Genomic DNA, 12,697 nt, shown 5'->3' on the forward strand with positions numbered 1-12,697 from the left:
AGAGGTCAAAAAGTGGTTGAAACCGAGATAGGCTTCCTCCTAATGAGCATGAATCTAACGAAATTGGCTAAGAAATTAGTCCAAGAGAGTAGAAAAAGAAAGAAAAACACAGACAGTTCGGCTGGATTTCATCAAAATCAGCTCAATCTGTCTGTGTATTTTTTAGTTATTGGCTAGTTATTGGCTAGTTTTTGCCCAGCCTCTTTTTGTTTTTTTCATTTTTTACCGTTTGGCCATTGATACAAAAGTGACCTTATCTGGTCGATAGGTGATGGTTCCGTACTGAAAAGGACGGCCGTCCGCCAGAAAGGTGGTACTGGTGACGGAAACCACCATGTCGTAGCCAGCCAGATCCAGCAAGGATTTTTCTTCCTCCGTTGCAAAGCGGAAGGAAATTTCCCGGCGTGAATGAGAGATTCCTAAGCCCAGGTCCGATTCTAGATACTGATAAATCGATTTTTCAGCGATTTCCTTGCTGAGATAGGGAACAATCCTGCGGTCAAAGTAGGAAATCTCATACTCTAATCGTTCTCCGTCAATAGTCCGAACGCGACTGACACGGTACAGATCCGTTTTTTCATCTACTTCCAATTCCTTCATGACTTCTAGTTGACCCTGTACGATGTAGAGATTGGTCAGTTGGGTCTGGACTTGATGGTGGGCAGAGCGGTTGAGTTCGCTAACGGTCTTCAATTCAGACACGTACGGTTTTCTGATCAGGTTGTGGTCCAAGATAATCGAGTTTCTCCCCTGACGCTTTTGAATATAGCCATCCATTTCTAATAGCGATAGTGCCTTGCGGATAGTATCCTTGGAATAGGAGTAGATCTCCATTAGCTCATTTTCGGTTGGCATCTCCTGATTGGCCTGCCAGATATTTTGTTCAATTTTTTCCTTGATGTCTGCGTAGACTTTCTTATATTTACTCATGGTGACTCCTCAACTCTTCTGTCACTAGTTTAACATATTTAGGAATAATCGTCAGTTTTATAGCTTTTTTAAAAGAATTCTAGAATAATTACGTAAAAGTTTCTAAATTGTTCCGTAAAAGAGTTGACAAATGGAAACGTTTACGTTACAATTAGTTTACAAATACGGAAACGTTTTATTTTAGAATACGATGAAGAAAGGAGACCTATGAAATTACTAACAGTCAATGTCCATGCCTGGTTAGAAGAAAATCAAGACCAAAAGTTGGACATACTTGCTCAGACCATTGCTCAACAGCAATACGATGTGATTGCCCTGCAAGAAGTCAATCAACTGATGGCAAGTCCCTTGGTAACAAAGGACTTACGCAAGGACAATTATGGTTTGGTTTTGCTTGAAAAGCTGAAAGAGCTGGGAGTAGTAGAATATTCTTATTTCTGGTCCAATTCTCATATCGGCTATGATAAGTATGATGAAGGTATTGCTTTTCTAACAAGATTACCGGTCTACGAAGTGGATGCCTTCTATTGTAGTCAGCACCAAGATCTGACATCAATCCTGTCTCGCAAGATTATTGGATTGACGGTGGCATGTGGGAATGAGTTGATTGACTTCTATTCCTGCCATATCAATCTTCCAGATAGTCAAGAAGAAAATCAGTTGGAAAATATTCGCTCGATTATTGAGAGAACGGATTCGAATCGCTTGAAAATTCTCATGGGTGATTTCAATACGGATGCTTTATCTAATCCCCAAGCCTATCAAGCTATCAAGGACCTGGGCCTTTATGATAGTTATGATTTGGCAGAGGAAAAGGACAGCGGTATCACTGTTGAAAAAGCCATTGACGGATGGGCAGGTCATAGCCAGGAAAAACGTCTGGACTATGTGTTCTTAAATCAGGAAAGACAGGTTCAATCCAGTCGAGTGATGTTCAACGGGGACAATCTTCCTGTAATATCGGACCACTTTGGTGTGGAAGTAAGATTAAGTATTTAATGGTCAACAGACCAAGAAAAATTTAAGGAGAAAAACATGAAAAAATTTCTTAGTTTCGAATTTTGGCAAAAATTCGGGAAGTGTTTGATGGTCGTGATTGCCGTTATGCCAGCGGCAGGTCTCATGGTTTCTATCGGGAACTCGATTCCACTAATCAGCCCAGAATCAGAACTCTTGATTCGTATCGGGAACATCATTGCTCAAATCGGTTGGGGGATTATCGGAAACCTTCACTTGCTCTTTGCCTTGGCAATTGGTGGTAGCTGGGCTAAGGAAAAGGCTGGTGGTGCCTTCTCAGCAGGTCTTGCCTTCATCCTTATTAACTTGATTACAGGTCACTTCTTTGGTGTGACGACTGACATGTTGGCAGATGCGACTGCGACAGTCAGCACAGTTTTTGGTACTGAGATTCCGGTTTCAGGTTACTTCGTCAATATCTTGGGTCAACCTGCCCTTAACATGGGTGTCTTCGTTGGTATCATTGCTGGTTTTGTAGGGGCAACAACCTATAACAAATACTACAATTATCGCAAATTACCAGATGTATTGACTTTCTTTAACGGTAAACGCTTCGTACCATTTGTGGTCATCTATCGTTCTGTGCTTGTGGCACTTGGTTTGGCAATTTTCTGGCCAATCGTTCAAACAGGTATCAACAGCTTTGGTAAATGGATTGCGACTTCGCAAGAAACAGCTCCAATCTTGGCACCATTTGTTTACGGTACCTTGGAACGTTTGCTTCTTCCATTCGGTCTTCACCACATGTTGACCATTCCGATGAACTATACATCACTTGGCGGTACCTATGACATCTTGACAGGTGCTCAAGCAGGTACACAGGTATTTGGACAAGATCCGCTTTGGTTGGCTTGGATCACAGACTTGATTAACCTGAAAGATGCAGGCGACATGGCTCAGTACAATGATCTCCTTGCTAATGTAACACCAGCTCGTTTCAAAGTTGGTCAAATGATTGGTTCATCAGGTATCCTTATGGGCTTGACCTACGCTATGTATCGCAACGTTGATCCAGATAAGAAGAAAAAATACAAAGGTATGTTCTTATCTTCTGCACTTGCAGTATTCTTGACAGGTGTAACCGAACCAATCGAGTTCATGTTCATGTTTGCGGCAATGCCACTTTATGTCGTTTATGCTTTTGTGCAAGGTGCGGCCTTTGCCATGGCTGACGTTGTTAACTTGCGTATGCACTCATTTGGTAATATCGAATTCCTTACACGTACACCGATGGCGATTAAAGCTGGTATCGGTATGGACGTAGTTAACTTTATTTGGGTAACAGCCCTCTTTGCAGTTGGTATGTACTTCATTGCCGACTTTATGATTAAGAAATTCAATCTAGCAACAGCTGGACGCAATGGCAACTATGATACAGAAACAACAGATGTAGTTTCTAACTCAAACGTAGATACTGCGGATGCCAATTCACAAGTAGTTCAAATCATCAACTTGCTTGGTGGCCGTGATAATATCGCAGATGTGGATGCTTGTATGACTCGCCTTCGCGTTAGTGTCAAAGATGTGGCACAGGTTGGAGATGAAAATGCTTGGAAACAGGCTGGTGCTATGGGCTTGATTATCAAAGACTCAGGTGTTCAAGCAGTCTACGGACCAAAAGCAGATGTTCTCAAATCAGACATTCAAGACTTGCTAGAATCAGGCGTAGCTATTCCTCGTACAGAGATTGTGGCGACAGAAGAAGTTGCTCCTGAGACTCAGTTCAAGGGTGTGACGGAGACAGTTTTCTCTGTTGCTGAAGGGCAAGCTATTGCCATCACAGAAGTAAAAGACCCAGTCTTTTCACAAAAAATGATGGGCGACGGTTATGCAGTTGAGCCTAGCTCCGGCAATGTTTACGCACCAGTTTCAGGTATTGTAACTAGTGTCTTCCCAACCAAACACGCTGTCGGTATTTTGTCTGACAAGGGTGTAGAAGTCTTGGTGCACGTCGGCCTAGATACGGTTGCACTAAACGGTGCTCCATTCTCGGCTAAGGTAACAGATGGTCAACGCGTTGAAGCAGGAGACTTGCTCCTTGTTGCAGACCTTGAAGCTATTCGCTCAGCAGGACGTGAAACAACCATCGTCGTTGCCTTCACAAACACAGCTGAAATCAAATCTGTCAGCCTTGAAAATCTTGGACAGATCAGTCAAGATGGCCAAGTTGCGACAGTTGAGTTGTAAAATGAAAAGACAAGTTCATGCGAGCTTGTCTTTTGCTTTTAAAAATCTTCTCAATCCTTGCTATTTATGATATAATAAAGCGATTTTATAAAATGTAGGAGGTTCCCCATGGGACGTAAATGGGCCAATATTGTAGCCAAGAAAACCGCAAAAGACGGTGCTAACTCAAAAGTTTACGCCAAATTTGGTGTTGAAATCTATGTAGCAGCGAAAAAGGGTGACCCAGATCCAGAAACAAACTCAGCGCTGAAATTCGTTATCGACCGTGCTAAGCAAGCGCAGGTTCCAAAACACATCATTGACAAGGCCATTGACAAGGCAAAAGGAAACACAGACGAAACCTTCGTGGAAGGTCGTTACGAAGGCTTTGGACCAAATGGTTCAATGTTAATTGTTGATACACTTACTTCAAATGTAAACCGTACAGCTGCTAATGTTCGCTCTGCCTTTGGTAAAAACGGCGGTAACATGGGTGCATCTGGTTCCGTATCATTCATGTTTGATAAAAAAGGTGTGGTTGTATTTGCTGGTGATGATGCAGATGCCATCTTCGAATTGCTCTTAGAAGCAGATGTCGAAGTCGATGATGTAGAAGCAGAAGACGGCACGATCACTGTCTATACAGCCCCAACTGATCTGCACAAGGCCATCGTGGCACTCAAAGAATCAGGAATCCAAGAGTTCAACGTCACTGAACTTGAAATGATCCCACAATCAGAAGTATCACTTGAAGGCGATGACCTCGCAACATTTGAAAAACTCTACGACGCCCTCGAAGACGACGAAGACGTCCAAAAAATCTACACGAATGTAGATGGCTTTTAAGCAACAAAAACTGTCCATGAGGACAATTTTGGGCTTAAAAGGTTGGTGATTGGAACTGCCGGTAGGCAGTTTTCTTTTTATCTAAAAAATAGTAGCACTTTTTTTATATTAAAAGGTTAGAAATTCTGGGGGACAGTCATTTTTATTAGAAGGTTGGAAATAGAAATCGTCGGCAGACGATTCTCATTGGACTGGGACGTCCTAGAAGGTTGGAGATGAGAACCAGCGGCAGCTGGTTTTCTATTTGTTTAAATGTTTGATAGCTACCAGTACTTTAAAGGTAGAAAATGAGGTATAAGAGATAACTATAGCAATCCTTAGTAATTAGCTATTTGAAAGCTTGTAGCTTTTCTGTTATGATAGAACAGTATCATTTTTAGGAGGAGCTATGTCAAATAATTTACTTGTTTTACAATCGGACTTCGGTCTGGTAGACGGTGCTGTGTCAGCTATGATTGGTGTGGCTCTTCAAGAGTCACGTGACTTGGTTGTCCACAACCTGACCCACGATATTACACCCTACAATATTTTCGAAGGTTCTTACCGTCTCTTTCAGACCGTAGAATATTGGCCAGAAGGAACAACCTTTGTTTCGGTCGTTGACCCAGGAGTGGGTTCTAAGCGTAAAAGTGTCGTGGCCTTGACGGAGCAGAACCATTTTATCGTAACCCCAGACAACGGAACCCTTTCCTTCATCAAAAAACATGTCGGTATCAAGGCGGTTCGTGAAATTTCAGAAGTGGCCAATCGCAGAGCCAATACGGAGCATTCCTACACCTTTCACGGTCGCGATGTGTATGCTTACACAGGTGCCAAATTGGCATCTGGTCATATCAGCTTTGAAGAAGTGGGGCCAGAGTTGGATGTAGCTTCCATCGTTGAAATTCCAACTGTTCCGACTGAAATAGGTCCTGATTTTGTAAAAGGAGCCATCGATATTTTGGATGTTCGTTTCGGTTCACTTTGGACCTCCATCACGCGTGAGGAATTTTACACCTTGAATCCTCAGTTTGAGGACCGCTTTGAGGTGACCATCTACAACAACGATATGTTGGTCTATCAAAACCAAGTGACCTACGGAAAGTCCTTTGCGGACGTGCGAATTGGTCAACCCTTGCTCTATATCAACTCGCTCTACCGAGTGGGATTGGCTATTAACCAAGGTTCCTTTGCCAAGGCCTATAATGTTGGTGTCGGTCAAAACTGGCACATTGAAATCAAACGCATTAGTAATTAAAGAATTATAAGGAGATACTTATGAAAAATAATTCAATCAGAACTGTCGTTGCGACCGGTATCGGTGCTGCCCTCTTTGTTGTCATTGGCTTGCTAATCAATATTCCTACCTTTGTTCCAAATACTTCTATTCAGCTCCAATATGCTGTTCAGGCACTTTTGTCAGTCGTGTTTGGTCCTGTAGTTGGCTTCCTTGTTGGTTTTATTGGGCATACGCTTAAAGATTCTTTGACATACGGTCCTTGGTGGTCATGGATTTTAGCCTCAGGAGTAGTTGGTTTGGTCATTGGTTTTGCCAAAAATCGTCTTCGTGTTCAAGAAGGGATTTTTGAAGGAAAAGATATTTTGGTTTTCAATATTTTCCAAGTTGTAGCCAATGTCATCGCCTGGGGGATTATCGCTCCAGTTTTGGATATTGTTATCTAAAGTGAAGCAGCCAATAAGGTTTTCACTCAAGGCTTGGTAGCAGGAGTTGTCAATAGCATTACAATAGCCATTGCTGGTACTATCCTTCTTGGTGTGTATGCTCGTTCCCAAACTAAAACAGGTAGTCTGTCAAAAGATTAATGTTTTTCAATACCTGTAGATGTAAAAATAGAATAAGTTCAAATGATGTGATCAACCTAGAAAATTTCTAGGTTGATTTTTTTGAGAAAACAATTGATAGTATGATATAATAATATAAAAGAAGGGAGGGATTATGTATGGCTTGGACAGAAGAAAATCTAGCTCCTCTCATTCACTCTATTCTCAATCCAGGTGAGGAGATACTAACGATTTATCAGTCAGAAAGGACGGATTCTCTCTATGTCTGTGTCCTGTGGAATACCTGTTATTATAAGGTCTTTCGTATCAGCAATCATTCTTCCACCTCAAGCTATAAGCAACCGACCTTCTATGACTTTCACGGAGAATTTTATATGAAGGGGGCTATCCGAAATTACCTTTATCAAGAGGGGAGCTGGTACGCCTTAACCAAACAAGGTTACTACTTACTTCAATTTTTCCAGAAGGCTTGGGATGTCAAGCAGGATATTTTTGCAAGTTGGTATAAAGGAAGGTTGCAGGTTCGGTTGCTCATAGAGGAAGAAGAAGGAAACTGTATGGTTCACTACCGGTTTCCTGATCATCAGGCTAGGGAGGTTGAGCGCCTTTTGGCATCAGGCTTACTAACAGCCACCTATCTTTCTCGTTCCTCTCTCAAGTTACGGATTAGCCGGTTTGTAGCACCCTATATAGAGGTTATCCGACAAAGCCACCTCTACCGTAAAAAACCGAGTAAATCCATGCTTCAATGGGAAAAATACCAGTCCCAATTGATTGAGCTTCAAAGGACTTACCGTTTGGTAGAAGAACCACCACCATCTACACTTATTGGAAAATGCCTGCGCAGGCTACAATTTTATCTTTGCTCTGCTATTGTCAGCTACTGGGAAGAAGTGATAAGAGATGTGGAATGGCAGGAGAGCGAGGAAGTGGAGGAACCTAAAAAAACGGATAAACAGAGCAATCCTATCGAGGATAAGTGGCAGAAAAATATTTCTAAGCGACACAAGCGAAAAGTGGGGCAACTTATTGGAGATGACACCTTGGAAAAATTAGAGAAACTCAAATCTGAATTGGAAGAATAAGTTTCAGTTCAGATTTTTGTTTTTTAGTCTTGTAAGCGGTATAATAGTCCTTGACTTTTATGAGAAATGTCAGAAATCTATCATCTATTGCAAAGATTGAGAAGGAGAAATCATGTCAAAAGACATTCGCGTATTGTTATATTACAAGTATGTTCCAATTGAAAATGCCAAAGAATATGCTGCAGAGCACTTGGCTTTCTGTCAGTCTATCGGACTCAAAGGCCGTATCTTGATTGCCGACGAAGGTATCAACGGTACCGTTTCTGGTGACTATGAAACAACTCAAAAATACATGGACTATGTTCATGCCAACCCATTGTTCAGCGATTTGTGGTTTAAGATTGACGAAGAAAATGAGCAAGCTTTCAAGAAAATGTTTGTTCGTTATAAAAAAGAAATCGTTCACCTTGGTCTAGAAGACAACGACTTCGACAGTGACATTGACCCACTTGTAACAACAGGTGCTTATTTGTCACCAAAAGAATTCAAGGAAGCTCTTTTGGACGAAGACACAGTTGTTCTAGATACCCGTAATGACTACGAGTACGACCTTGGGCATTTCCGTGGTGCCATCCGCCCAGACATCCGCAACTTCCGTGAATTGCCACAATGGGTCCGTGATAACAAAGAGAAATTCATGGACAAGCGCGTAGTTGTTTACTGTACTGGTGGTGTTCGCTGTGAGAAATTCTCAGGCTGGATGGTTCGTGAAGGTTACAAGGATGTCGGTCAGTTGCACGGTGGTATCGCAACCTATGGTAAAGACCCAGAAGTTCGTGGTGAATTGTGGGATGGTAAGATGTACGTCTTTGACGAGCGTATCGCTGTCGATGTTAACCATGTTAACCCAGTTGTCGTTGGTAAGGACTGGTTTGATGGTACACCATGTGAGCGCTATGTCAACTGTGGCAACCCATTCTGTAACCGCCGTATCTTGACATCAGAAGAAAACGAGCACAAGTATGTTCGTGGCTGTTCAGCTGAATGCCGTGCTCATGAGCGCAACCGTTACATCACTGAAAACGGCTTGACCCGTCAAGAATGGGCAGAGCGCTTGGAAGCGATTGGGGAAACCTTGGCTCCAGCAAATGCCTAATAACATCAAGATTGCATTGAGAAATCAGTGCAATTTTTCTTTTCCTGTCTTGTGCTGTCTGTTACTTGGTGAGTGCTAGGAACGAAAGAGTTAACCAGTATTTTCCAAGCTAGGCCGAATGAATAGAAATAAGTAGTTCACGAAGAAGCGTCCCCTTTAATCGTTCGTCATAGCTTATGGATTGGGAGAAAGGGAGAATTCTTCCTTTTTTTCATGCTGGATTCTGATATAATAGGAATATGAAAAAAGTCATCGAATTTAAGAATTTTTCCTTTAAATACAATGCGCAGACGGATGCGACCTTACATGGTATTGATTTGACCATTTATGAAGGAGAGAAGGTGCTGATTATTGGGCCATCTGGTTCAGGTAAGTCCACTCTCGGTCAGGTCTTGAATGGGATTATCCCTGCCATCCATAAGGGAACCCATACAGGGGATTTTGAACTGATGGGGGTCTCTGCCTTTGACCAGTCTATTTACCAAAAATCTCTTCTGGTCAGCACCGTTTTGCAGGATACGGATGGTCAGTTTATTGGGCTTTCTGTAGCGGAAGATTTGGCTTTTGCGCTGGAAAATGACATGGAAACCTTGGCGACCATGAAGGAACGAGTTCATGACTGGGCTGTACGCTTGGACTTAAAAGAACTGTTGAACCTTCGTCCCCAGGATCTTTCGGGAGGTCAGAAGCAACGGGTCAGTCTTGCGGGGGTCCTAATCGATGAAAGTCCGATTTTGCTATTCGATGAACCCTTGGCTAATTTGGATCCAAAATCTGGACAGGATACCATTGACTTGATTGATCGTTTGCATGCACAAGAGGGAACGACGACCATTATTATTGAGCACCGCTTGGAAGATGTCCTCTATCGTCAGGTAGATAGGATTGTACTGATAAATGAAGGGCGGATGTTGTTTAATGGTCATCCAGATCAGCTCCTGCAGACCAGTCTTCTCAAAGAAAATGGCATCCGTGAGCCGCTTTATATTTCCACCTTACGAGCCTTGGGTTATCCCATCCAAACAGCGGGTCAGCTCTCTTCAGTTTGGGATATTGATTTGGGTCAATTAGAAATGGGCAAACTCCCTGAAATCAGCTTGGAAGAAGTGGCAAAGGAAGTTTTGCTTGAAGTACGTGATTTACAATTTGCCTACTCGGATAGGCTCATTCTTTCAGATATCCATTTGAAGATACATAAAGGTGAGCGTTTGGCCATTGTCGGGAAAAATGGAGCTGGAAAATCAACCTTGGCCAAGGCCTTGTGTGCCTTTATCCAACCCGATGGGGAAATGCTGTGGCAGGGGCAATCAATCAAGGATGATTCTGTCAAAGAGAGGGCGGAGCGGATTGGCTATGTCCTTCAGAATCCAAATCAGATGATCAGTCAGACCATGATTTTTGATGAAGTGGCCCTTGGCTTGCGAATGAGGGGAGTGACTGAGAAGGAAATTGAAGCCAGGGTCTTTAAGATTTTAGAGGTCTGTGGTTTGTACCAGTACCGCAAGTGGCCGATTTCAGCCCTGTCCTACGGTCAGAAGAAGCGGGTGACCATTGCTTCTATCTTGGTGCTCAATCCTGAGATTATTCTATTGGATGAGCCGACGGCTGGTCAGGATCAACGTCACTATCAGGAAATGATGGACTTCTTGGACCAACTAAATGCCCAGGGGCACACCATTGTGATGATTACCCATGACATGCAGTTGATGTTGGATTACTCGGATAGGGCTATTGTTGTGGTGGATGGACAGATTATTGCGGATGCTAGTCCTGCTGAAATCTTGTCAGATGCACAAGTCATAGAAGAGGCTAATTTGAAAGAAACATCCATATTCCACTTGGCGGAACGTTTAGGCGTTAATCCACTGGAATTGACTATGTTTTACATGCAAGCAGAAAGGAGGGGGCAATGAGTCAACAACATTTAATTGGTTATCATAAGGGAACAGGCTTTATTTATGATTTGTCTGCTGTGAGTAAGCTCTTATTTTTCTTGATTGTGACCATTCTTGCAATGGTGACCTACGATACGCGTTTGATTGCCTTTATTGCTCTATTTTCGCTTTCCTTGTTTAAATTATCAGGTATTCGCTATAAGGATGTTTCCTTTGTCTTGCTGTTGACCATTGTCTTTGCCCTGCTTAACGCTCTGATGGTGCATCTTTTTGCTCCAAGATACGGAGTGGAGCTATATGGTGCGGAGACGGTTTTGATCTCTGGTTTGGGTCCCTATTCTCTAACCAGTCAACAACTCTTTTATCTTGTCAATCTACTCTTGAAGTATTTTTGTACAGTACCCCTGGCCCTTGTCTTTTTGATGACCACTCACCCAAGCCAATTTGCCTCAAGTTTAAATCAGATTGGGGTATCCTACAAAGTTGCTTATGCGGTTAGTTTGACCATGCGGTACATTCCAGACATTCAGGAGGAATTCTATACCATTCGGATGTCCCAGGAAGCGCGTGGTTTAGAGTTATCACAGAAGGGCAAGCTAATGGATCGGATAAAGGGGAATCTAGCCTTGGTTATTCCCTTGATTTTTAGTTCGCTAGAGCGGATTGATACCATTTCAACGGCTATGGAGCTGCGTCGATTTGGAAAAAATAAAAAACGGACCTGGTATACCTACCAAGCCCTGCAAAGGGTAGATTATCTTGTTCTAGCCCTTATTGTAGTTCTAGTTCTAATTACAATCGGTCTGTTAGTTGTAAACGGTGGTCGTTTTTACAACCCGTGGAGATAGAAAAAGGAGTTTCAGTCGAAACTCCTTTTATAGCGGTCGTTTATTAGGCATACCAGCCTTGCGTGGAAACTTGTTTGGGGTTTCCTTTTTCTTTTCAACGATGGTCAAGGTGCGAGGGTCGCCGTTTGGTAATTGGTAGTCAATATTTTCAATGACCTTGCCAAAAAGGAGGGTGAGGGCATTCTTGGCTTGGGCCAATTCATCCTCGGCACTGGATGCCTTGAGGGCAATGAGTTTGCCATTGAGTTTTAAGTATGGAATGGTCAATTCTGATAAGATTTGCATACGAGCAACTGCCCGAGCTGTAACCAGGTCAAATTGGGCACGAAATTGCTTGTCTTGGGCAAAATCTTCTGCTCGACCATGATAGAAATGAACATTTTCCAACCCTAATTCCTCTGCCAACAAATGCAAGAAATTGATCCGCTTGTTGAGAGAGTCAATGATGGTTACATCTAATTGAGGGTAGATGATTTTCATGGGCAGACTTGGAAATCCTGCCCCTGCTCCGATGTCTAATAGGCGGAGGGGCTCATTTTGGATATGCCCTTGCAGAATTGGCGCGATAGAGTCATAAAAATGCTTGAGATAAACATCCTCTTCTTCTGTAATGGCCGTCAAATTGATTTTTTCATTCCATTCTACTAAGAGTTGAAAGTAGCGGAGAAATTGTTGTTTTTGTAGGTCAGTTAGTTGGATGCCTTGGTCAGCCAAGGTCTTGTAAAATACTTCAGGTTTCATAGTTTTATCTTACCATAAATTCTTGAAATTGTGGAGAGGTGGATAAGGAAGAACAGACAAGAGCGCCTATTTAGTTAGTTTATAGTCATTTGAAGAGCTTTGATACATGGTCACTTTCGGATTGCTGGACTTTAAGGAAGTGACCTGCTTGGCATGTCCTATTTCCAACCTAGAACAGCCTCTAGGCTGTTCTAGCAACCTGTACCTCAGTTCCTTGTCTGAAAGCTCTTCATTCGTCTATTGTATTTGTAACCCATACAATAAGAAAAGGCTGGGCTTAGGCCCAACCCT

General features: G+C 42.6%; 10 protein-coding genes and 1 pseudogene. 9 read left to right on the forward strand and 2 right to left on the reverse strand.

Going from position 1 to position 12,697, the window contains the following annotated elements:
* Positions 1-222: 222 nt before the first annotated feature.
* Positions 223-930 carry a UTRA domain-containing protein gene (locus C1G57_RS02165; RefSeq protein WP_105113565.1) on the reverse strand — a complete coding sequence of 236 codons (708 nt, stop codon included), beginning with the start codon at positions 928-930 and terminating at the stop codon, positions 223-225.
* Positions 931-1,137: 207 nt separating this feature from the next.
* On the opposite strand from C1G57_RS02165, the gene C1G57_RS02170 reads away from it, so the two are divergent.
* From C1G57_RS02170 to C1G57_RS02210, 9 genes and pseudogenes are all read left to right on the forward strand, one after another.
* On the forward strand, positions 1,138-1,929 hold the full coding sequence (locus tag C1G57_RS02170) for an endonuclease/exonuclease/phosphatase family protein (RefSeq protein WP_105113566.1): 792 nt from the start codon (positions 1,138-1,140) through the stop codon (positions 1,927-1,929).
* 36 nt (positions 1,930-1,965) lie between these two features.
* Positions 1,966-4,134 (forward strand): PTS transporter subunit IIBC, encoded by a 2,169-nt coding sequence (locus C1G57_RS02175; RefSeq protein WP_105113567.1) that lies wholly within the window; start codon positions 1,966-1,968, stop codon positions 4,132-4,134.
* A gap of 108 nt (positions 4,135-4,242) precedes the next feature.
* Positions 4,243-4,959, forward strand: a complete 717-nt coding sequence (locus C1G57_RS02180; RefSeq protein ID WP_105113568.1) for a YebC/PmpR family DNA-binding transcriptional regulator — start codon at positions 4,243-4,245, stop codon at positions 4,957-4,959.
* A gap of 388 nt (positions 4,960-5,347) precedes the next feature.
* Positions 5,348-6,196: an SAM hydrolase/SAM-dependent halogenase family protein gene (locus tag C1G57_RS02185; RefSeq protein ID WP_105113569.1), complete on the forward strand. Its 849-nt coding sequence runs from the start codon at positions 5,348-5,350 to the stop codon at positions 6,194-6,196.
* A gap of 14 nt (positions 6,197-6,210) precedes the next feature.
* Positions 6,211-6,762, forward strand: a pseudogene (locus C1G57_RS02190) (ECF-type riboflavin transporter substrate-binding protein).
* 137 nt (positions 6,763-6,899) lie between these two features.
* Positions 6,900-7,826 carry a hypothetical protein gene (locus C1G57_RS02195; RefSeq protein WP_105113570.1) on the forward strand — a complete coding sequence of 309 codons (927 nt, stop codon included), beginning with the start codon at positions 6,900-6,902 and terminating at the stop codon, positions 7,824-7,826.
* Positions 7,827-7,938: 112 nt separating this feature from the next.
* Positions 7,939-8,922 carry a rhodanese-related sulfurtransferase gene (locus C1G57_RS02200; RefSeq protein WP_105113571.1) on the forward strand — a complete coding sequence of 328 codons (984 nt, stop codon included), beginning with the start codon at positions 7,939-7,941 and terminating at the stop codon, positions 8,920-8,922.
* A gap of 239 nt (positions 8,923-9,161) precedes the next feature.
* A complete protein-coding gene (locus C1G57_RS02205; protein ID WP_105113572.1) occupies positions 9,162-10,835 on the forward strand; it encodes an ABC transporter ATP-binding protein in 1,674 nt (557 codons plus the stop codon).
* On the forward strand, positions 10,832-11,665 hold the full coding sequence (locus C1G57_RS02210; RefSeq protein ID WP_105113573.1) for an energy-coupling factor transporter transmembrane component T family protein: 834 nt from the start codon (positions 10,832-10,834) through the stop codon (positions 11,663-11,665). The genes C1G57_RS02205 and C1G57_RS02210 overlap by 4 nt, the downstream gene beginning before the upstream one ends.
* Before the next feature lie 27 nt (positions 11,666-11,692).
* On the opposite strand, the gene rsmG is transcribed toward C1G57_RS02210, so the two are convergent.
* Positions 11,693-12,406 (reverse strand): 16S rRNA (guanine(527)-N(7))-methyltransferase RsmG, encoded by a 714-nt coding sequence (gene rsmG, locus C1G57_RS02215; protein WP_105113574.1) that lies wholly within the window; start codon positions 12,404-12,406, stop codon positions 11,693-11,695.
* Between the last annotated feature and the right edge of the window lie 291 nt (positions 12,407-12,697).

It is taken from the genome of Streptococcus suis, assembly GCF_002960425.1.
Lineage (GTDB): Bacteria > Bacillota > Bacilli > Lactobacillales > Streptococcaceae > Streptococcus > Streptococcus suis_S.

What these genes read in the sequence shown, in the direction of transcription:
- C1G57_RS02165 (WP_105113565.1), bottom strand. Translation starts at nt 930, where the DNA reads ATGAGTAAATATAAGAAAGTCTACGCAGACATCAAGGAAAAAATTGAA.
- C1G57_RS02170 (WP_105113566.1), top strand. Translation starts at nt 1,138, where the DNA reads ATGAAATTACTAACAGTCAATGTCCATGCCTGGTTAGAAGAAAATCAA.
- C1G57_RS02175 (WP_105113567.1), top strand. Translation starts at nt 1,966, where the DNA reads ATGAAAAAATTTCTTAGTTTCGAATTTTGGCAAAAATTCGGGAAGTGT.
- C1G57_RS02180 (WP_105113568.1), top strand. Translation starts at nt 4,243, where the DNA reads ATGGGACGTAAATGGGCCAATATTGTAGCCAAGAAAACCGCAAAAGAC.
- C1G57_RS02185 (WP_105113569.1), top strand. Translation starts at nt 5,348, where the DNA reads ATGTCAAATAATTTACTTGTTTTACAATCGGACTTCGGTCTGGTAGAC.
- C1G57_RS02195 (WP_105113570.1), top strand. Translation starts at nt 6,900, where the DNA reads ATGGCTTGGACAGAAGAAAATCTAGCTCCTCTCATTCACTCTATTCTC.
- C1G57_RS02200 (WP_105113571.1), top strand. Translation starts at nt 7,939, where the DNA reads ATGTCAAAAGACATTCGCGTATTGTTATATTACAAGTATGTTCCAATT.
- C1G57_RS02205 (WP_105113572.1), top strand. Translation starts at nt 9,162, where the DNA reads ATGAAAAAAGTCATCGAATTTAAGAATTTTTCCTTTAAATACAATGCG.
- C1G57_RS02210 (WP_105113573.1), top strand. Translation starts at nt 10,832, where the DNA reads ATGAGTCAACAACATTTAATTGGTTATCATAAGGGAACAGGCTTTATT.
- rsmG (WP_105113574.1), bottom strand. Translation starts at nt 12,406, where the DNA reads ATGAAACCTGAAGTATTTTACAAGACCTTGGCTGACCAAGGCATCCAA.